This is a genomic window from Pollutimonas bauzanensis, from assembly GCF_040393045.1.
Classification (GTDB): Bacteria; Pseudomonadota; Gammaproteobacteria; order Burkholderiales; family Burkholderiaceae_B; genus Pollutimonas; species Pollutimonas bauzanensis_A.
Genome location: NZ_JBEBUX010000070.1, coordinates 1 through 20,209 on the forward strand (window position 1 = coordinate 1; position 20,209 = coordinate 20,209).

18 protein-coding genes are annotated in these 20,209 nt (G+C 54.4%); 8 read left to right on the forward strand and 10 right to left on the reverse strand.

Going from position 1 to position 20,209, the window contains the following annotated elements; all coding sequences use genetic code 11:
* Positions 1-144 precede the first annotated feature (144 nt).
* Positions 145-1,512: a TrkH family potassium uptake protein gene (locus ABWO67_RS12005; protein ID WP_353151950.1), complete on the reverse strand. Its 1,368-nt coding sequence runs from the start codon at positions 1,510-1,512 to the stop codon at positions 145-147.
* Positions 1,513-1,515: 3 nt separating this feature from the next.
* Entirely contained in the window at positions 1,516-2,169 is a 654-nt protein-coding gene (locus ABWO67_RS12010) for a potassium channel family protein (protein ID WP_353151951.1), read from the reverse strand.
* A gap of 174 nt (positions 2,170-2,343) precedes the next feature.
* Between ABWO67_RS12010 and ABWO67_RS12015 the strand changes: the two genes are divergently transcribed.
* Positions 2,344-3,429, forward strand: a complete 1,086-nt coding sequence (locus ABWO67_RS12015) for an alkene reductase (RefSeq protein ID WP_353151966.1) — start codon at positions 2,344-2,346, stop codon at positions 3,427-3,429.
* A 121-nt stretch (positions 3,430-3,550) separates the two neighbouring features.
* Positions 3,551-3,952 carry a BPTD_2524 family lipoprotein gene (locus tag ABWO67_RS12020; RefSeq protein ID WP_353151952.1) on the forward strand — a complete coding sequence of 134 codons (402 nt, stop codon included), beginning with the start codon at positions 3,551-3,553 and terminating at the stop codon, positions 3,950-3,952.
* A gap of 20 nt (positions 3,953-3,972) precedes the next feature.
* Here the strand turns inward: ABWO67_RS12020 and ABWO67_RS12025 are convergent, their stop codons facing one another.
* Positions 3,973-4,434 carry a GatB/YqeY domain-containing protein gene (locus ABWO67_RS12025; protein WP_353151967.1) on the reverse strand — a complete coding sequence of 154 codons (462 nt, stop codon included), beginning with the start codon at positions 4,432-4,434 and terminating at the stop codon, positions 3,973-3,975.
* A 156-nt stretch (positions 4,435-4,590) separates the two neighbouring features.
* Between ABWO67_RS12025 and ypfH the strand changes: the two genes are divergently transcribed.
* The gene (gene ypfH / locus ABWO67_RS12030; RefSeq protein WP_353151953.1) at positions 4,591-5,340 is read left to right on the forward strand and encodes an esterase; all 750 of its coding nucleotides are present in this window, start codon (positions 4,591-4,593) and stop codon (positions 5,338-5,340) included.
* Here the strand turns inward: ypfH and ABWO67_RS12035 are convergent.
* The 5 genes from ABWO67_RS12035 to ABWO67_RS12055 all read right to left on the reverse strand — a co-directional run bounded on the left by ABWO67_RS12035 (position 5,337) and on the right by ABWO67_RS12055 (position 10,274).
* Positions 5,337-5,807: a carboxypeptidase-like regulatory domain-containing protein gene (locus tag ABWO67_RS12035; protein WP_353151954.1), complete on the reverse strand. Its 471-nt coding sequence runs from the start codon at positions 5,805-5,807 to the stop codon at positions 5,337-5,339. The genes ypfH and ABWO67_RS12035 overlap by 4 nt on opposite strands.
* Positions 5,808-5,836: 29 nt before the next feature.
* On the reverse strand, positions 5,837-6,646 hold the full coding sequence (locus tag ABWO67_RS12040; RefSeq protein WP_353151955.1) for an NRDE family protein: 810 nt from the start codon (positions 6,644-6,646) through the stop codon (positions 5,837-5,839).
* Between the two features lie 6 nt (positions 6,647-6,652).
* The gene (pbpG, locus tag ABWO67_RS12045; protein WP_353151956.1) at positions 6,653-7,798 is read right to left on the reverse strand and encodes a D-alanyl-D-alanine endopeptidase; all 1,146 of its coding nucleotides are present in this window, start codon (positions 7,796-7,798) and stop codon (positions 6,653-6,655) included.
* Between the two features lie 121 nt (positions 7,799-7,919).
* Entirely contained in the window at positions 7,920-9,209 is a 1,290-nt protein-coding gene (locus tag ABWO67_RS12050; protein ID WP_353151957.1) for an MFS transporter, read from the reverse strand.
* Between the two features lie 48 nt (positions 9,210-9,257).
* Positions 9,258-10,274 (reverse strand): LysR family transcriptional regulator, encoded by a 1,017-nt coding sequence (locus tag ABWO67_RS12055; RefSeq protein ID WP_353151958.1) that lies wholly within the window; start codon positions 10,272-10,274, stop codon positions 9,258-9,260.
* A gap of 184 nt (positions 10,275-10,458) precedes the next feature.
* On the opposite strand from ABWO67_RS12055, the gene ABWO67_RS12060 reads away from it, so the two are divergent.
* Genes ABWO67_RS12060 through ABWO67_RS12070 form a run of 3 tightly spaced genes read left to right on the forward strand, consistent with a single transcriptional unit; the run spans position 10,459 to position 16,378 of the window.
* Positions 10,459-11,682 (forward strand): efflux RND transporter periplasmic adaptor subunit, encoded by a 1,224-nt coding sequence (locus tag ABWO67_RS12060; RefSeq protein WP_353151959.1) that lies wholly within the window; start codon positions 10,459-10,461, stop codon positions 11,680-11,682.
* An 18-nt stretch (positions 11,683-11,700) separates the two neighbouring features.
* The gene (locus tag ABWO67_RS12065; protein WP_353151960.1) at positions 11,701-14,886 is read left to right on the forward strand and encodes an efflux RND transporter permease subunit; all 3,186 of its coding nucleotides are present in this window, start codon (positions 11,701-11,703) and stop codon (positions 14,884-14,886) included.
* A gap of 19 nt (positions 14,887-14,905) precedes the next feature.
* A complete protein-coding gene (locus ABWO67_RS12070; RefSeq protein ID WP_353151961.1) occupies positions 14,906-16,378 on the forward strand; it encodes an efflux transporter outer membrane subunit in 1,473 nt (490 codons plus the stop codon).
* An 18-nt stretch (positions 16,379-16,396) separates the two neighbouring features.
* On the opposite strand, the gene ABWO67_RS12075 is transcribed toward ABWO67_RS12070, so the two are convergent.
* Together ABWO67_RS12075 and ABWO67_RS12080 are read right to left on the reverse strand one after the other, a co-directional pair.
* Positions 16,397-17,404 carry a Bug family tripartite tricarboxylate transporter substrate binding protein gene (locus ABWO67_RS12075; protein ID WP_353151962.1) on the reverse strand — a complete coding sequence of 336 codons (1,008 nt, stop codon included), beginning with the start codon at positions 17,402-17,404 and terminating at the stop codon, positions 16,397-16,399.
* A 40-nt stretch (positions 17,405-17,444) separates the two neighbouring features.
* Entirely contained in the window at positions 17,445-18,521 is a 1,077-nt protein-coding gene (locus ABWO67_RS12080; RefSeq protein ID WP_353151963.1) for a tartrate dehydrogenase, read from the reverse strand.
* 119 nt (positions 18,522-18,640) lie between these two features.
* Here ABWO67_RS12080 and ABWO67_RS12085 point away from each other — a divergent pair, with 119 nt between their 5' ends.
* Positions 18,641-19,555: a LysR family transcriptional regulator gene (locus ABWO67_RS12085; RefSeq protein ID WP_353151964.1), complete on the forward strand. Its 915-nt coding sequence runs from the start codon at positions 18,641-18,643 to the stop codon at positions 19,553-19,555.
* 62 nt (positions 19,556-19,617) lie between these two features.
* A complete protein-coding gene (locus ABWO67_RS12090) occupies positions 19,618-20,082 on the forward strand; it encodes a PaaI family thioesterase (RefSeq protein ID WP_353151965.1) in 465 nt (154 codons plus the stop codon).
* Positions 20,083-20,209 lie beyond the last annotated feature (127 nt).

The following is a 20,209-nucleotide window of genomic DNA, read 5'->3' on the forward strand; positions in this document are numbered from 1 at the left end:
GACCCCTTGCACCCCATGCAAGTGCGCTACCAGGCTGCGCTACGCCCCGAAACTAAGCATATTTTTCAACACTTAGCGTTTCACCGCTTGGCCAATAACCAAGTAGCGAAGAACGAAATTCTAGCACAAATTCCAGGCAATAGCCTAGCCAACCTGGAATTCGGTTTCAGGATAGCGAACCCGGCTGCGTTTTTGCGTTGCCAGGCTATAAATCAGCGTCAAAGGACCTATTCGTCCGGCAAACATCAGTACGGCCAATAGCACATGGCTAGGCGTCGAAAGATGATGAGTGAAATCCCGGCTAAGGCCCGTTGTGCTCAAAGCGGATACGACCTCGAACAAGATGGTAAGAAAGGGCGCTTTCTCGAAAATCGTCATTATCAGAACACCGCTAAAAGCCAAGCCGCTAGTAACCAGCAGCAGGGCAAGCGATTTTTGTATGGTGTCCGATGACACCGATCGCCTCAGTAATACGACTTCTTTTCTGTGCAGAATGTAGGAATAGACGGCGGCCACCAGCACAATGAATGTCCCTACCTTGATCCCGCTGGCGGTGCTCAGGGAGCCGCCTCCTATGAACATGAGCAAGATGATGATCAGGGTGGAGCTGTCGTTAAGCTGTGTGATGTCAATGCTGGTGAAGCCTGCAGTGCGCGACGTTACACTTTGGAGCCAGGCGGCAAGCGCCTGGCCCTTAAATGACAAGTTACCCAAGGTGCCAGGGTTGTTGAATTCCAGCAGCCAGATCGCGATGAATCCGATCAGATTAAGCGCCAGGGTGCTGATCAGGATCAGCTTGGTATAGGGGCGTAGCTTGGTCCAGGTTCTTTTCTGGCTTACATCACCCAGTACAGAAAATCCGATGCCGCCCAGTATGATTAAAAACGAGATGACGAGGATGGTGACAGGGTCGTCGACAAACCCAGCGAGGCTGGATGGGAACAGCGAAAAACCGGCATTGTTAAAAGCGGCGATGGAATGGAAAATTGCCCGATATAGTGCAGAGATGAACGGGTAGTCCCGCGACCACCACAGGGTCAAAATCAGCACAGCAATGGCTTCTATGATGATGGAAGTCTTGAATACCAGAAATGCCGTACGGCGAATTTTAGAAACACTGGTTTGATTAAAGGCCTCAAGCGCCAGGGCTTGATGCTTGAGGCTCATTCTCTGGCCTAGGGTAATTGCCGCAACGACCGCGAAGGTAACGAAGCCCAGCCCTCCTAATTGGACTAGGCTAATCAGGACAATCTGGCCGAAATGCGTCAAGGTAACGGCTGGGTCGATGACGGTCAGTCCCGTTACTGTGACCGCCGAGGTCGCCATGAAAAACGCGGTGAATATGCTGATGGGGTGCTGGCTGGCCGCTGGTAGCGCCAACAATACGGTGCCCAGCAAAATCAAGGTAAGAAAGCCAGCGGCCAACACCACCGGCGGGCTGGCCCGGACGAGCCCCGTGCGTTTGATTCGCTTGTACGAATGGTAGCTATACAGTGGATCCCAATTGCGCATTGTTTAAGCCAGCTTGGGAGCAATGGTTTTTAGGGTGTCCAGTTGCCCCAACAAGACGAGAATATCTTTCGTGTGAAGAATGAAGTCATTGGCCGGATGAACCGTAATTTGGGTTTTTCGCTTGACGATCAATACGTGAATTGTGTCGGGTTGGCCTTTTAGCACTTGATGCAACGGTACGCCTTCCAAACGCTCACTGACGTCTATTTCTACGACGAACTCACCGTTTCCTATAGAGATATAGTCGTTCACCATGGGGTAGCTAAGGGTTTGTGCAACGCGTATGCCCATTTCCTCTTCGGGATGAATAATGCGTGCGACACCGAGTTTGCTCAGGATCAGGTGCTGGGCATGCGAAGATGCCTTGACCCAAATGGTTTGCACACCCAGGGACTTAAGATGAACGACGCATAGCAAGCTGGCCTGGAATTCTTCTCCTATGGCTACCAGCACAACGTCGTAGTTATCCAGCCCTAGTTCTTCCAGCGCAGCGTGGTCGGTCACATCGGCAATGACGGCATGGGTTAGCTGATCGGCATATTTATCGACCAGCTTCCCGTCTGTATCCACGCCCAGGACAGAATGCCCCATCCTCATGAGCTCCAGTGAGGCTGCGGAGCCGAAGCGGCCCAAGCCGATGACGGCGAATTGTCCCATGAGGTTTCCTTGCTTTATAGCGGTGACGACCAGGCAGGTGGTGCGAACAAATGGTAGCTTAGCGCAAATTCTGGTAAAAACCCTTATGGATTTGTGTATATGCCTGCAGGCGCAGCGGTTTTCATGCAGACTAGGGTTAACCTTAACTTCGACTTCAATAATGGCACGGAATATATGGTGAGTTTGTTTGATCCCATTCAATTGGGTACCGTTGAGTTAAGTAATCGGATTGTAATGGCTCCTTTGACGCGTATGCGTGCTTCTAAAGAGCGAATCCCTAACGACTTAATGCGTACTTATTACTGCCAGCGTGCCTCGGCAGGGTTAATTCTGTCGGAAGCCACGTCTGTTTGCCCTCAAGGCGTGGGCTACGCCAATACACCGGGCATTTGGACTGGCGCTCAGGTAGAAGGCTGGAAGAAAATTACGCAAGCAGTGCATGCGAAGGGCGGCAAGATTTTCTTGCAGCTATGGCATGTGGGGCGGGTATCCGACCCCGAGCACTTGAATGGCGAAATTCCCGTCGCGCCTAGCGCCATAGCCTGCGAGGGTCATGTCAGCGGCTTACGACCCAAGCGCGATTACGTGGTTCCGCGTGCGTTGCACACTGCAGAAATTCCCCGCATTGTTGCTGACTTTACGCAAGGCGCACGAAATGCGCGGGTAGCGGGTTTCGATGGGGTCGAGGTTCACGCCGCCAATGGCTATCTGATAGATCAGTTCCTGCAAGACAGTACCAATAAAAGAACCGATCAATACGGTGGATCCGTCCAGAATAGGGCGCGGCTTTTGTTGGAAATTGTGGAGGAATGCATCGCTGTCTGGGGAACGGGACGGGTAGGGGTGCATCTATCGCCGCGAGGCAAATCGCATTCTATTTCCGACTCGGATCCCAGCGCTTTGTTTGGTCATGTCGCGCACGAGTTGGGGCAGCGTGGCGTGGCTTTCATTTTTGTAAGGGAAGCTGCCGGAAACGCCAACCAGACACTAGAAATAAAACGGCTTTACGGCGGACCGGTGATCGTCAACGAACAGTACGATTTTCCCATGGCGCAACAAGTCCTTGCTACGGGGCAGGCCGACGCAGTGGCGTTCGGCAAGGCGTTCATCGCCAATCCTGATTTGGTGGCGCGCCTGAAGGCTGGGGTCAAACTGAATGCGTGGGATTTGGAGTCGTTCTATTCGGAGGGGCCGAAAGGGTATACCGATTACCCAGTCTTTCACGCTGAAAGTTCGTTGTGGAATGAGACCTGCTCTTGAATGCGAACTCGCCGTAAAAAAATTCCAATAATGACCGGTGGCGTGCTAACTTTCCACATGTTGTGTTCAGTGATCGGGAGTCAAGGCTTAATCAGAGGCTAGCAATGGCCGGGGAGGCAGTGTGAAAGCGCTAGTAATCAGTTTAGGCGCCGTTGTGCTGATGTCGGGATGCACAATGGGTATACAGCCTGGCGGAGATTCCCCCAGCGTGTCTTATACGGTTCCGCGCAGTTATCAGACCGTATATTTGCGTGCCCAGAATCAAGCCGACGAGTGCCTGCGCGGCAAGAAGCAATACGATGTCTATGCGAAGGTTGATCCTGCTTTGGAAACAGGGTTGGTTTCGGTACGTGGACCGATGCAAAGTATCGAAGTGGCGCGCACCGAGATCAAAGCGGTCGATGCCAAGCATACACAGGTAACACAAACCGTATGGGGGCGCAGTCCTTGGGATCGTAATGCATTGGCTGCCATGCGCGAATCCATACGCATGGACACCTCGGTTTGCGTAGCGTATAAATAAGAAGGCGCTTATGCGCCGTCTTACATCAGCCGGGCTTTGATCTGTGCGGAAACTGCCGACATGTCAGCGCGTCCGGCGAGCGCTGTTTTTACAATAGCCATTATTTTACCCATGGCCGGAGCGCCAGTAATTCCTTGGCCGCTTACCTCTGCTATAGCCGCGGTGATAACTGCTTCAACCTCTTCGGCAGGAGCAGCTTGGGGTAGAAATTCTTGCAGTACCGCTAATTCGGCTGTTTCTTGTGCAGCAGTTTCAGTGCGACCGGCTTTTTCAAAGGCGGATATCGATTCGCGCCGTTGCTTGACCTGTTTCTCGATGATTGCGATGACTTCGGTGTCGGCCAATTCACGGCGCTCATCGACTTCTTTTTGTTTGATGGCGGCCTGCAAAAAACGCAGGGTGCCCAAACGCGCGGAGTCTTTGGCGCGCATGGCGGTTTTAACGGCGTCGGCAAGCTGAGGCTTGAGCGTATTGCTCATGATGGAATCCCGTGCAAAGAATTTTATTTTAGCGCAGTGTGTCAGATTGCGCGCCTGGCCGGATGGAAGTTCGTATTGTGAGTGCGCCGCGGCCCCTATCTGACGTACAATTTTTTAGATACCCGCCGGTAAGTCCGGAATGTTTATATTGTTATGGCTATGAATCCCAATTTCCCCGATCCTTTTATTTACGTACCCAAGCGGGGCGATCCTCAGTTGTTGTTTGTGTTGTTGCATGGTGAGTCAGCCGGCCCGGATCAATTGTTTCCTTTGGCGCAAGCCATTAAGCAGGCCTTTCCTTTGGCTTTGGTTGTTTTGCCTTATGCTTTTGAAATCGAACCAGGCAGCACGCACGACAAGCCTTGTCACCACTGGGTCGATCCGGTCGGCCTGGATGAAGGCAACTACGCACGCCGGGTCGAACAGGCGCTTCCCTTGCTTATCAAGCAAATCCAGCAGATTCAGGCTCAATATGGTTTAACGGGCGAGCGAACGGCGTTAGCGGGGTTTTCGCAAGGTGCTTGCATGGCGCTGGAAGCCAGTCTGGCCCAGCCCAATCTCGCAGGCCGGGTCCTGGCTTTTTCGGGCTTGTATGCCAGCGAGCCGGTTCAGGCGCCGCCAGCGACACTACTGCATTTTTTTCATGGGGCCGAAGACAGCCTGCTTGTTCGCGACCGTGTTCACTTCACTCTGGAGCGCCTGGCCGAATTACAGGGCGATGCGACGCTGGACGAGGCTTCGGGGGTCGGGCATGAACTGCATCCGGCTTTGATTCATCAAGCCGTTGTGCGATTGCAAACCTGCGTGCCGTTGCGTAACTGGGAAGCGGCATTAGGTGCACTGCAAGCGCAGGCCAGCGACGCGCCTGACATTATTTTGCCCGATTCGTCAGGCAGGACCTTGCATTAATCAGCGCCCGTTGTTGGCCTGTCCCATTGGAACGTCAAACGGGTAGAGCCGCTTGCATCTATTGTTACGCTACGAGATTGGGTTTGGCTTTCGTAGGTGGCAAAGACCTGATATTTTCCAGGGGCCAACTTAGCCAATAGAAAAGGGCCTTTTGATGTGACATTCAGCACAGTGATATCGTTGTCGTCGCGTATGACCACCTGTACATCGCCTGCATAGGCCGCCTTGCCGTCTACTTGGCTGGCAAAAGTCAGCGCCAGGGGATATTGCGACATGGCCTGTTTGAAGGCCGTTGATTCTTCCAGACCGAAGCCGCCGCTGATATATTCGGTGCTCCCGTACATTTGGGGAGGCGGCAATTGGGCATATGTGGGGGCGCTTATGCTGGCCGCGGCAAGCAAGCTTGCTGCCAAGGCCATTTTCAGCGAACGTACAGGCCGTGTTGCGTGATCGCGAGTAGAGCGCATGATTCTTTTTCCTGGATAAAGCGACAGCTTTATTCTAACGCGCTTGTCACGTGCGAACTTGTCATTTCATCAATGAAAAAGGGCCAGTCGTGGCGTTCTGTCAGTGTGCCGGATGCGTCATAGCTGACTTCGCTGAACAAGGCTCGTCCGCTGGCGTGGACGGCAATAACCGTAGAGCAGCGCGTACCGTAATTCGGGCTGATAATAAACGGGCTGCTTAACAATCGTTCGCGTTCAAGCGTAAGGCCCGTATCGGGTAGAGTGTGGTCCTGTGCCTGCGTATTGTCTTTCAATATAGCGAATACAGGCGCCAGTGATTGCTCTAGATCTTCAAGCGGATACTGGTCTAGTGCCAGGCGCAAGCGTTGCGCTTTGGGCCAGGGGGTGTCTAGTAAATGGTTTGAAATAATATAGCGCCCTGGCGTCAAAGCCAGGGGGGTGTCTTGCGTGCGCCGGTTTCCTACATAAAAGGCGGCTCCCAACTTGCCGACAATCAGGTTGAACCCGTTATAGGCAGCCGCAGTTTCCTGTACGTGATTGGCGTATAAGTCTGCCGGTTCGTCGCCCGCCAGATACCGGCTGACCAATTCGCCGCGCGATGGCGCATTGGGCTTCATGGCTGATGGATCGCGGTAATTGGTCAGTAGCGCAAATTGGCCTTGCCGGGTAACCCCCAGCCAAGTCCCTTGTGCCTGGCAGTCTATGCCGGCGATTACATTGGGGTGATCGCGCCAGGGTGCGGCGGCCAAGCAAGGCCTTTCATGAAATTCGTCACGATTGGCTGCGATAAATAGCGGCCAATCGGGGTGTGCAGCAAGAGCCAGGTAGGCAATGCACATAGCTGCTTACAGCATGGCTACATTGCTTGCGTTTTCAACCAGGGTTCGAATGCGGACCGCATCGCCGATACGGGAATATCGACCGGAAGAGTTGAGCAGAACAATGGCAACGTCGCGGTTGTCTATGCGGGTAAGCATAACCAGGCATTCTCCAGCCTCGTTGATAAACCCGGTTTTTGAAATCTTGATGTCCCAGTTTGAATTGCTGACCAGGCGGTTGGTGTTGTTGTATACGAGTTGCCGGCCACGTCCTACTTCAATTTCGTACTTATCGTCGGTCGTGTACCGTCGAATAAGCGGTTGCTTGTTGACGGCAAGCAAAAGCTTGACTAGGTCGCGCGGTGTCGACACGTTGTCGCTGGACAGACCGGTAGGCTCGACAAAGCGGGTTTTCCGCATACCCAATGCGCGTGCCTTGTCGTTCATGGCGCGCACAAACGCAGGCATGCCGCCTGGATAATAGCGGCCCAAGGCATGGGCGGCGCGGTTTTCCGACGACATAAGCGCCAAGTGCAGCATATCAGCGCGACTTAGTTGGGTGCCTACGGGCAAGCGGGAGCGCGAATAGCGCACGCGGTCAACATCGGCGTCGCTGATTTGTATGGTCTGCTGCATGGGCAGGCCGGCTTCCGCAACGACCAAAGCGGTCATCAGTTTGGAAATCGATGCAATAGGACGGACTTCATCGCTGTTTTTGTCGTACAGCACATCAGTACTTTCAAGATCTTGCACAAAGGCAATTTCGGAGCGAAGCATGGCCTGGCTGGTCAGGGGCTCGATGTGCGGCGCTGTGCGTTTGACCACGCTGTCGTCCTGGTCGCCGGAGCGCAAACCAACTTGCACTGCGGCGACCGAAGCGCCCTGTGCATAAGAAACGGGACGCAGATTGCGTCGTGTCGCTATATGAGTAGTGTGGGCGCGGGCTTTAATCGACTTGGGTTTTACTGCCGCCGTTTTCTTGATCGAAGTTTTTTTGACTGTATTTTTCTTGACAGCGGCTTTCTTGGCGCTGCTGGTCGCTTTCTGCGTAGCCTGCGCTTTAGTGCGCGTGGTGCTGGCATAAGCATCGACATTCATGCCAAGCATGCAAAGCAGCAGCAAAAAAGCGCTTAGAGGAAGGTAACGAGACGGAGAGTTCCTGGTCGAAGGCATGGCTGGCGCTTGAATATTTGTTGTTGATTGAAGCGATAATATCAGAAAAACACAAATATATTAGCTAGTTACACCAATCTTCTAATTTATTTTTTAAGTATTGAGCCTGCGAGCATGATAATTAAGGTGAAACACTGTTTTTGTATACAGTGCATTCGACTCGACGTGCCCGATAGAGTAGAAATCCTATGATGCTTAAATTGACCAGGTTCCATACCGTACCGTTGATGAAGGCGGCTTGGTAAGACCCGGTCAGGTCATAAATGGCGCCAGACATCCAGCCGCCCAATGCCATTCCGAACAAGGTGGCCATCAATACGGTGCCAACCCGTGCGCCGGCTTCTTTCGGCGTGAAGTATTCACGCACAATCAAGGCGTACGAGGGAACGATACCACCCTGGAATAGGCCGAACAGAGCCGATATCACATAAAGCGAAACCAGGCCGTTACTGGTCAGGAACAAACAAAGGGCGACGCCTTGAAGCAGCGAGCCCAGTAACAGCGTACGCAGTCCACCGATATGATCGGATATCCACCCCGATACCAGCCGGCTGACGATGCCCAGCCCCAGCATCAGCGCCAACATCTCGGCGCCGCGCGCAGCACCGAAACCCAAGTCGCCGCAATAGGCCACGATATGCACTTGGGGCATGGCCATTGCAACGCAACAGGCGACGCCGGCTACGCATAGCAAGCCCTGCAGGGCGCCGGGAGTAAAGCCCAAGGGACGGTTGGGGTCTGATCTGGCCGCCTCGAGGGCGAACCGGGTACGAGGTTTGGAGCTCGGACTAGCGGCGGCGCTGATAGAGGGCGGACGCCGACGGTACACCAGCGCCAAGGGGAGCATGGCGAGCAGGCAAAAGACGCCTATGCCCATATACATATGGCGCCATCCGACGGTATCGATGAAGTGCTGCATGATCGGAGGCCATACTGCACCCGCCAAGTAGTTGCCGCTCATGCATATGGCAACGGCAATTCCGCGGCGCCGCGTAAACCACTGCGACGTGTCGGCGACCAGGGGTGCAAATGAAGCCGCAGTGCCCAGCAGGCCAATCAGCAAGCCTTGAATAATGACGAATTGCCACAGACTGTTGGCCGAGCCGGCCAGGATGAACCCGCAGCTCAGCCCCAAGGTGCCGACGATGATAGGCATCATGACGCCGAAACGATCTGATAGCCGCCCCATAAGAATACCGCCCAGACCAAAACCCACCATGGTCAACGTATACGGCAGGGAAGCGTCGGAACGGCTTACGCCGAAGTCTGCCTGGATTTGCGGTAGCACCACGGTAACCGAATACATGCCGGACCCGCCGATGGTCATCAGCAACAGCGATACGATCAGTCGCGTCCAGGCGTAAGGGGACTCAGCATCTTTGGAACTGGGGGGAGGGGCGAGGCTCGTCATAGACCGTATTGGACATGATAAGTCCCGGGTTGTGTTGATAATGCGTTGTTAAAACACGCTTTCTTCAACATTTTTCTCCTCCATCATGTGCATGACGGTGTGGGGCTTGTTGTGCCCGGCAAATACACACTCCCGCTTCTCAGCCATGCTCTCCTTGCAACCGCTCAGCAAATAGCAGCGCTGGAATAGTTCGCTGACCCAATCGACAAAGACACGAACTTTAGGCGACAGATGACGATTGTGTTGATACACCACCGAAATCGGCATTGGTGACGGCGTCCAGTCTGACAACACTTCACGCAACGCGCCTGACTCCAGGTGCGGGGCCACCATATAGCGCGCTGGTTGAATGATGCCAAATCCATTGACACCGCAGGAGACATAAGCTTCTGCGTCATTGACAGCGACACTGCCCGGTACAGCTACTGCGGTGGGCTTGCCATCTATGGTGAAGCTCCAGTCCATATTGCGGCCTGTGCGGCCGGAAAAGTAATGAACGGCGCGATGCTCTTTAAGCTGTTCGATGGTGCGTGGTTCGCCATATCGCTCTAAATAGGAGGGCGCCGCGCATGTAATGCTTTCAAAAGTACCGATCCGCTTTGCCACCATGCTTGAGTCTTGAAGTTCGCCAACCCGAATGACGCAATCGACGGCCTCTTGCACCATATCGACAGGCCGGTCGCTCATGCCAATGGCCAATTCGATGTCGGGGTATCGGCTGTGGAATTCGCATAAGGCGGGAATCAGAATTAAGCGTCCGATAGATGGCGGCGTGTCAATACGCAGCCGGCCCTGCGGCCCCTGTGCAATGTCGCGAAACGAGGCTTCTGCGTCTTCGAGGTCGGCCAGTATGCGTATACAGCGTTCGTAATACGAAGCGCCATCCGGCGTCAAACTTAGGCGGCGCGTTGTCCGATTCAGCAAGCGCACCTTCAGCATACGCTCAAGGCCTTGAATAGTCGTGCTGACAGTGGCGCGAGGCAAGCCCAGGCTATCGGCGGCCTGGGTAAAACTGTTGGCATCTACCACTCGTGTAAATACTTGCATAGCCTGGAAGCGGTCCAAGAGTTTCTCCCAATAAGAAATGGAAACCAGAACGTGGGCGTTGAAGCCAGAGTTTGATTGTTCGTTATAAACGAATAGTGTTGATAAAAAATTGGTATTTATCTGTTTTTGCGAAAAGTAAATAATACTCGCTCTTTTCGCGAATTCATAGCCAGTCTTCAAAAGACCCGGCCCAAGGACAATTATGCTTTTACTGCGCAACCGATACGCCATGGCGGCACTTGCCGCGGCCATTTTTTTCGGCGGCATTGCTGTGCTTCGTGTCAACACCGGCATTGCCCGGGATGCTGTTGCATCCATTCCTGATCCGGCAGTGTCCGTCGACGTGGCAACCGTGGCCACACAGAAGATTACCGATTGGCATGAGTATTCTGGCCGTTTGGAAGCCATCGATCAAGTGGAAATTCGCTCTCTGGTGTCTGGAACCCTGACCGCCGTGCATTTCACAGATGGCAGCCTGGTTGAAAAGGGCGATGAGCTGTTTACGATAGACCCGCGTCCCTATCAAGCGGCGCTGGATCATGCCACAGCGCTTGTCGCAGCGGCTCAGGCCCGCGTTGCTTATACATCCTCCGATCTGGCCCGGGCAGGGCGCCTGTTGGCGGGCAATGCCATTGCGAAACGTGACTATGAAGAAAAGCGCAATGCGTCCCGCGGCGCCGTTGCTGATTTGCAGGCCGCCAAGGCGACGCTCGCATCGGCGAGCCTGGACCTGGAACACACTCGGATTGTTGCTCCTATTGCCGGGCGGGTATCTCGCGCCGAGGTCACGCCTGGAAATGTGATTGCGGCCGGCGCAAACTCAGCGCCTTTGACCTCACTGGTGTCGGTGTCGCACATGTATGCCTCGTTTGAGGTTGATGAGCAAAGCTTCCTGAAATTCGTGGGTCCGTCCAGCGCTTCAGGAAGTGAGCGTACGCCAGTATTTTTGGGGCTGGCTAACGAAGAGGGCTACCCCCGTCCGGGAAAACTGGCTTCAGTGGATAACCGCTTGGATACCTCATCCGGAACCATACGCGTGCGGGCTGTGTTTGATAATCCTGGCGGCAAACTCGTGCCCGGTCTTTATGCTCGTATCCGCTTGGGTGGCGGTGCTCCGCACGATGCCGTGTTGGTCGACGAAAAAGCGATTGGGACTGATCAGAACAAGCGGTTTGTGGTGGTTGTGAATGACGACAACAAGACTGCCTACCGAGAAGTCCGGCTGGGCGCCAGCCAGGACGGCGGTCGGGTTGTTCAAGCGGGCTTGAAAGCGGGGGAACGCATTGTAGTGAATGGTTTGCAGCGTATTCGTCCAGGCGATGTCGTCACGCCCCAACCCACGCCAGCGCTTGCAACGGGAGCACCCGCGAAACTGGCGGTGTCGGATGCCGTTTCGAACGGTTCCAGTCCGGCCGACAACTCTTAATAGCGTCTTTGAGCCCCCATGAATATCTCTAAATTTTTTATCGATCGCCCCATTTTCGCGGGCGTATTATCGATTCTGGTTTTGCTGGCGGGTGCCCTGGCAGTCTTCCAGCTGCCTATTTCGGAGTACCCGGAAGTCGTACCGCCGTCGGTAGTGGTGCGCGCGCAGTATCCGGGCGCCAATCCCAAGGTCATTGCCGAAACCGTTGCCGCGCCGTTGGAGGAATCCATAAACGGTGTGGAAGATATGTTGTACATGCAGTCGCAAGCAAACAGCGATGGCAACCTGACCGTGACCATCAATTTCAAATTGGGTGTGGATCCCGACAAAGCCCAGCAGTTGGTGCAGAACCGCGTCGCCCAGGCTATGCCTCGGTTGCCTGAGGAGGTCCAGCGGCTGGGCGTGACGACGATAAAAAGCTCGCCTACTTTGACCATGGTAGTGCATCTGATTTCGCCCGATGATCGCTACGACATGACATATCTGCGCAATTACGCAGTGCTTAATGTCAAAGACAGACTGTCGCGCATCGCCGGCGTGGGAGAGGTTCAGCTCTGGGGCGCTGGTAATTATTCCATGCGTGTGTGGTTGAATCCGCAGAAAGTTGCGCAGCGCGGCTTGGCGGCAACGGATGTGATTGCCGCAATCCGGGAGCAGAACGTGCAGGTTGCCGCCGGTGTTATCGGCGCTTCGCCGAGCCTGGCAGATGTGCCGTTGCAATTGTCGGTCAACGCCCAAGGCAGGCTGCAGACAGAAGAAGAATTTGCCGATATCGTGCTTAAGACATCGGCCGATGGCGGGGTGACTCGGCTTGGGGATGTTGCGCGGATAGAGCTCGCCTCGTCTGAATACGGTTTGCGTTCCTTGCTTGATAACAAGCCGGCTGTAGCGTTGGGGATCATGCAGTCGCCTGGCGCGAACGCGTTGGCTGTGTCCGACGAGGTGCGCGCCGTGATGAAAGAGCTGTCGGCGGATTTTCCGGCGTCGGTGGAAAGCCGCATCGTCTATGACCCTACCCAGTTCGTGCGTTCCAGCATCAATGCGGTTGTCGTCACGTTGCTGGAAGCTATTGCGCTGGTGGTGCTGGTTGTTATTATTTTCTTGCAAACCTGGCGGGCGTCGATCATTCCCTTGCTTGCTGTGCCCGTCTCGATCGTCGGCACCTTTGCCCTGATGCTGGCTTTTGGGTACACCATTAATGCCTTATCGCTTTTCGGTCTGGTATTGGCCATTGGCATCGTTGTCGATGACGCTATCGTCGTAGTGGAAAATGTAGAACGCAACATTGCAGAAGGCTTATCGCCGCGAGATGCGACGTATCGCGCAATGCGGGAAGTCAGCGGCCCTATTGTTGCGATCGCACTCACGTTGGTAGCGGTGTTCGTGCCGCTCGCTTTCATGACGGGACTAAGCGGCCAGTTCTTCAAGCAATTTGCCATGACGATAGCGATTTCCACGGTTATCTCGGCATTTAATTCTTTGACGCTTTCTCCCGCACTGGCGGCACTATTGCTTAAAGGCCATACCGAAAAACCAGACTGGTTGACGCGTGTCATGAATCGGGTGCTGGGCGGGTTTTTTGCCCGATTCAATCGATTCTTCAGCCGCTCGTCTGATCTTTATGCCACGGGTGTGAAAGGCGTGATTTCACGTAAGGCATCTTCGATGGGGGTTTATCTTGTGTTGCTGGCGCTGACGGTAGGCATTTCGTATGTCGTGCCCGGCGGTTTTGTCCCCGCACAAGATAAACAATACCTGATCAGCTTTGCTCAATTGCCTAGCGGTGCATCATTGGATCGCACAGAAAGCGTGATACGTCGCATGACTGATATTGCGTTAAAGCAGCCCGGCGTGGCCAATGCTATTGCGTTTCCGGGGTTGTCCATCAATGGCTTTACCAATAGTTCCAGCGCCGGCATCGTATTCGTTACGCTGGACCCGTTCAAGGAACGTCGTGCATCTGAGCTGTCGGCCGATGCCATAGCAGGAGCGCTTAATCAGCAGTTTTCGGATATCAAGGATTCCTTTATTGCTGTTTTTCCTCCGCCTCCTGTTATGGGGTTGGGGACGGTCGGAGGATTCAAGTTGCAGATCGAGGATCGCGCAGCGTTGGGCTATACGGCGTTGGACGCGGCGGCTCAGGCCTTCCTGGCCGAAGCGCGAAATAGCCCGGAACTAGGCCCGGCCTTTTCCAGCTATCAGATCAATGTGCCGCAATTGGACGTGGATCTGGATCGGGTCAAGGCCAAGCAGCTTGGCGTGCCGGTGACCGACGTGTTCGACACCATGCAAATTTATCTGGGCTCTTTGTATGTCAATGACTTTAACCGTTTTGGGCGTGTATACCAGGTAAGGGCACAGGCCGACGCTCCTTATCGGTCAAGGCCTGAAGATATCCTGCAACTCAAGACTCGTAATAGTTCGGGGGATATGGTGCCGCTTTCTTCATTGGTTACGGTATCGCCTACCTATGGCCCGGAAATGGTTGTTCGCTATAACGGCTACGCTGCTGCCGATATCAATAGCGGCCCTGCGCCGGGTTATTCATCGGACCAGGCCCAGGCTGCTGCAGAGCGTATTGCGGCCAAAACATTGCCGCGCGGGGTCAAATTCGAGTGGACCGATCTGACGTACCAGCAAATTCTGGCGGGCAACGCGGGTATCTGGATATTCCCCATAAGCGTGTTGCTGGTGTTCCTGGTGCTGGCCGCCTTGTATGAAAGTTTGGTGCTGCCACTGGCGGTAATCCTGATCGTTCCAATGAGCATCTTGGCGGCACTGACCGGGGTCTGGCTGACAGGTGGCGACAACAATATTTTCACCCAAATCGGCTTGATGGTGCTTGTGGGGTTGGCTTGTAAGAATGCCATTTTGATCGTGGAGTTTGCCCGGGAACTGGAGCTGCAGGGCGCCACCCCGTTGAAAGCCGCGATAGAAGCAAGCCGCTTGCGGTTGCGTCCTATCTTGATGACTTCGATCGCGTTCATTATGGGTGTGGTCCCATTGCTGACTTCGACCGGAGCCGGTTCTGAGATGCGTCATGCAATGGGTGTCGCTGTTTTCTTTGGCATGCTGGGCGTTACGTTATTCGGGTTGTTCCTGACACCGGTGTTTTATGTGTTGCTACGTTCGCTGGGTGGCCGCGCCTTGCATTCGGCGACCAAGCACGAAGCCCCCATGCTGGCGACAACCACTGAACATTAAGCATTACCGGAATAGAGTCATGATCAAACCATTACGATTTATCTTTGCCTTAGGCGCCTTGCTGTTAGTGTTGGCAGGGTGTTCAGTAGGGCCGCATTACCAACGCCCGTCGGTCGATATGCCTGCCGCGTTCAAGGAAGCATCATTGTCGCCAGAAGATGCGCAACGCTGGAAAGCAGCGCAGCCCGCCGACGATATCGACCGAGGACGATGGTGGGCGGTATTCAACGACACTGCCTTGAACGAACTGGAAGCGCAAGCCATGGCAGCCAATCAGGACTTAAAGGCCGCGGCGGCTCGTGTAGCGCAGGCTCGCGCTTTGCAACAAGGTGCGCGTTCAGAGCTGTTTCCCCGGGTTGATGCTGGTTTTGGCCCAACCAGGCAGCGTGCTTCCAACGCCGCGCAAGGATTGTCGGATGATGCGCCAAATTCTGCATCGACTTTGTGGCGAGGGCAGGTGGGGGCGTCATATGAAGCGGATCTGTTTGGTCGCGTTGCTGCCGGTGTTGATGCGGCCACGGCTGAAACCCAGCAAAGCGAAGCCTTGTTCCGTTCGGTGCAACTGACGCTGCAGGCAGATGTTGCTCAATCCTATTTTCTAATTCGCAGGCTCGACGCGGAGCAAGAGCTGTATCGCAGCACGGTTAGTTTACGAGGTCAGACTTTGAAATTGGTCGAGCGGCGTTATGCGGAAGGCGATATCAGTGAGCTGGATGTTGCTCGCGCCAAGTCCGAGCTGGCGTCCGCGCAATCGGAGTCTTTAGGTGTTGAGCGGCAGCGGGCCGTTGGAGAACACGCTTTGGCAATATTGCTGGGTAAAAGTCCCGCTGATTTTTCGATTCCTCCAAGGCCTTTGCAAGAGATCAGTGTTGGAATACCTGCCGGCTTGCCTTCTTCTTTGCTGGAGCGGCGGCCGGACATCGCGGCGGCCGAACGCGCCATGGCCGCAGCCAACGCACGGATAGGTGCCGCGCAGGCGGCGTTTTTCCCGCGTTTGACAATAACCGGTGCGCTTGGATACGAGTCATCTCAGATCGGCGACTTGCTGCAATGGTCCAGCCGCACATTTTTGCTGGGGCCCTTGGTTGGAACGATGTTGTCCTTGCCCATTTTCGATGGTGGCCAACGCCAGGCAGGGCTGGACCAGGCGCGCGCCAAATATGAAGAGGATGTTGCGGTGTATCGCCAGACGGTGTTGAGTGCCTTCAGGGAAGTGGAAGACAGTTTGTCCACACTTCGTATCCTGGGTACGCAAACTACGGTCCAAGACGAGGCGGTACAGTCAGCGGCCAGGGCAGCCGAGCTTTCCCATACGCAATACCGGGAAGGATCGGTAAGTTATCTCGATGTGATCGATGCTGATCGTGGCGTGCTTCTGCAAAAACGTGTTGCCGTGCAACTGGACGGCGACCGGGCGCAGGCCGCCGTGAACCTGATTCGGTCCATCGGCGGCGGGTGGGATCATGCAGGGGCAGACACGGCCCGGCTATGACCCTGCGCCTATCCTTTGCTAATTAACCGTGATCCCGGCATCCTTGATGACCTTGGCAAAGCGTTTGGTGTCGTCGTCTATTTGCCTGGCCATTTGCGCTCTTGTGTCGCCTATGGTTTCTGCACCTATTTTTGCCATGCGCTCACGGAAATCGGGCGACTGAATCACTTTTACCATTTCGGTATTCAATTTTTCCAAAACACCCTCTGGAGTTCCAGCGGGTGCAAGCACGCCAAACCACGTGCCAAGATCAAAATCTTGCAGGCCAGATTCATTCATGGAGCGAGTATCAGGCAACGCAGAGGAACGCTTGGCCGTTGTCACCGCCAGAGCGCGTAGTTTTCCGCTTTGAATATGCGGTAAAACGGGGGTGACCGTGTCAAAGGTCATAGCGATTTGCCCTCCGATAAGGTCGGTAGTCAGTGGGCCGCTGCCTTTGTAGGGCACATGAAGCAATTCAATGCCGTTTTGTTTGGCGAACTGCACTCCAATCAAGTGTTGCAGAGTGCCATAACCATTTGAACCAAAGGCCATGCTGGGAGATGATTTTTTGGCAAGCTCAACAAGTTCCCGGACGTTTTCAGCCTTGGTGTCATTGGCATTGATGACCAGAACGTTGGGGACCAGGGCTATCGTGGTGATGGGCTCAAAGCTTTTCTGGAAATCGTACGAAAGATTCTTATAAACGCTGCTTGCGATAGTATGGTGAACCGCGCCCATAAGCAGCGTGTAGCCATCGGGCTTGGCACGTGACACAATATCTGCGCCTAGGGTAGAGCCCGCGCCAGGTTTGTTTTCTACAATAACGGTTTGCCCTAATGATACGGAAAGCTTGTCGCCCAGCGCCCTGGCAAGTACGTCTGTGGTTCCTCCGGCCGCAAACGGAACAATCAGGCTTATTGGCTTGCTGGGCCAGGTGTCGGCGGCGGCAACGGTACTAAGTAAGCTTGTTGCTACAGCGCCTGCAACCAGTATGGAATATTTCATGGCGTGGACGCCAGCAGCCATTAATTGTTTTCTTGTCATGTCTTGTCTCCTGTGTTTTGTAAGATCATCCGGATGTTTTCTACTTCGCTCCACTTGTGATTTCTTCGCACATGGCTCGGGTAACTTCTGCCGTTGTTGCCTTGCCGCCCAGATCGCCTGTATGTAATTGGGGGTTAGCGGTGATAAGTTCGATCACGCTCATAGTGTGGCGAGCGGCGGTTGTCTCTCCCAGGTGCTCTAAAAGCATGACGACAGACCAGAAGGTGCCTACGGGATTGGCTAGCCCCTTACCCATGATGTCGAATGCAGAGCCGTGGATAGGCTCGAACATGGAAGGGTAGCGGCGTTCTGGGTCGATGTTGCCGGTGGGAGCAATTCCAAGGCTGCCAGCCAGGGCGGCGGCCAGATCGCTCAGGATATCGGCGTGCAGGTTGGTAGCAACAATGGTATCGAGCGTTGCAGGGTTGTTCACCATCCGGGCGGTTGCGGCGTCGACCAGCTCTTTATCCCATGCGACATCGGGGAATTCTGTTGAAATCTGTTTTGCGATTTCATCCCACATCACCATGGCGTGGCGCTGGGCATTAGACTTGGTGATGACAGTCAGAAGCTTGCGGGGCCGAGATTGCGCCAATTTAAAGGCAAAACGCATAATGCGCTCGACGCCAGCCCGCGTCATGATGGATACATCGGTGGCCGCTTCGATAGGCTGGCCCTGATGGACTCGCCCTCCAACGCCCGAGTATTCACCTTCAGAGTTTTCGCGTACGATCACCCAGTCCAGATCGCTGGTGGCGCAGCGTTTAAGAGGGGCATCAATGCCAGGCAAGATGCGGGTAGGCCGAACGTTCGCATATTGGTCGAAGCCTTGGCATATTTTCAGCCGCAGGCCCCAAAGGGTGATGTGATCGGCAATGTGGGGGTCGCCAGCAGAGCCAAAAAGAATGGCATCTTTGTCGCGTAAGGCATCCAGGCCATTTTCCGGCATCATAACGCCATGTTTACGATAGTAGTCCCCGCCCCAATCGAAGTTTTCGAACTCAAATGTAAAAGACGAATTCGTGCGTGCCAGGGCTTCAAGCAGTTGTTGGCCGGCAGGTATCACTTCTTTGCCTATGCCATCGCCGGGAATCATTGCGATACGATATGTTTTCATGCGGGGTCTCCATTTTTTGGGGGCTAGTTGTCATGAACTATAGAAGTAATCTCAGGCAAAATAAGCGGTGTGTAGTTAATCCATCCTTAACCTGTGTTTAACAATCTTCTCGGTAACTTATGCGGTCAAGTACTCATCCTTCCGAGCTGGCTTTTTTCTCGATGGTTGCTGCTTCCGGGGCACTGAGCGCCGCGGCTCGCACCATGGGAATTACGACACCAGCTGTTAGTAGGCGTTTGGCCCAAATGGAAGCGCGTTTGGGTGTTTCCCTGGTAACCCGAACAACTCGTCGGATGCATTTGACGCCTGAAGGCGAAATCTATCTGCTGCATGCGCGCCGAATACTGGCTGATATTGACGACATGGAGCAGTCGCTTGCTGGGGCTCGAGCTGAACCCAGGGGCTTGTTGCGAGTGAATGCAACGCCGGGGTTTGGTCGCAGCCATGTTGCGCCGCTGGTTTCACGGTTTATGTATGAGTACCCTCAAATTACAGTCCAATTGCAGTTGTCGGTTGATCCTCCTGCATTTAGCGACGATGCTTTTGACGTATGTATTCGTTTCGGCCAGCCACCTGATGGAAGGGTTATTGCCCGTCGCCTTGCGGTGAACAGGCGTCTACTCTGTGCCGCTCCCAGCTATCTAGCCAGGCATGCCCCACCAGAGAAACCGGCTGATCTTGTAAAACACAATTGCATAGAGATATTGCAAGGAGACGAAGCGCACGGTGTTTGGCGGCTTACAACAGGGGGGAAGTCGCAGAAAAAGACAGAGACGGTCAGGGTTCACGGAACGCTCAGAACTAACGATGGCGAGACGGCGGTTAATTGGGCTCTCGATGGCCACGGCATCCTGATGCGAGCTGAATGGGATATTTCCCGCTACCTGAACAGCGGTCGGTTGGTGCAAGTATTGACCGATTATCAGACACCCGACGCTGATATTTACGCCACCTATCTTCAAGGCCATCAACTTTCGGCGCGAGTGCGCACCTTTGTCGATTTTGTTGCCCAGTCGCTGTGCCAACCGGGTTGACGCTATATCTAAGCCAGTCAAATACATATAGCATGCCTAGTGCAATAACAAAGGGAGCAGACATGATGCGCGATGCGCTAACAGAGAAAGAAGCCATTGCAATGGAAAAACGAGTACGTGACAGCTTTGACAAGCAAGGCTTGATGCACCATCTGGGGGCCACTATTACCCGCGTTGTGCCTGGCATTGTGCATATTCAAATGCCATACCGGCCCGAGCTCACGCAGCAACACGGCTTTTTCCATGCGGGTAGCACCAGCGCCATTGCTGACTCGGCCGGAGGGTATGCGGGCTTTACCTTGTTTCCGGAAGATAGCTCGGTGCTTACCGTGGAGTTCAAAATCAACCTGGTTGCGCCAGCGCGGGGCGATTATCTGGAAGCTATCGGCAAGGTAGTTCGGTCCGGGCGTACCCTTACCATCTGCCAGCTTGAAGTATTTGGCGTAGTCGGTGCACAAAAGACACTAGTCGCAATGGGACAGCAAACGCTGATCTGCGTCCCTGACAAGCCTGACGCACCTAAATGAGATCGTAGGGCGGATTGCGGTGCTCGAAAGTGCCGGAATCCGACATCCGGCGCCCTTGGTTTGATACGTAATCCTCTCTATATATAGAGGGTGGTCAGAGAGCTCTATATAGAGGGTGGCCAGAGAG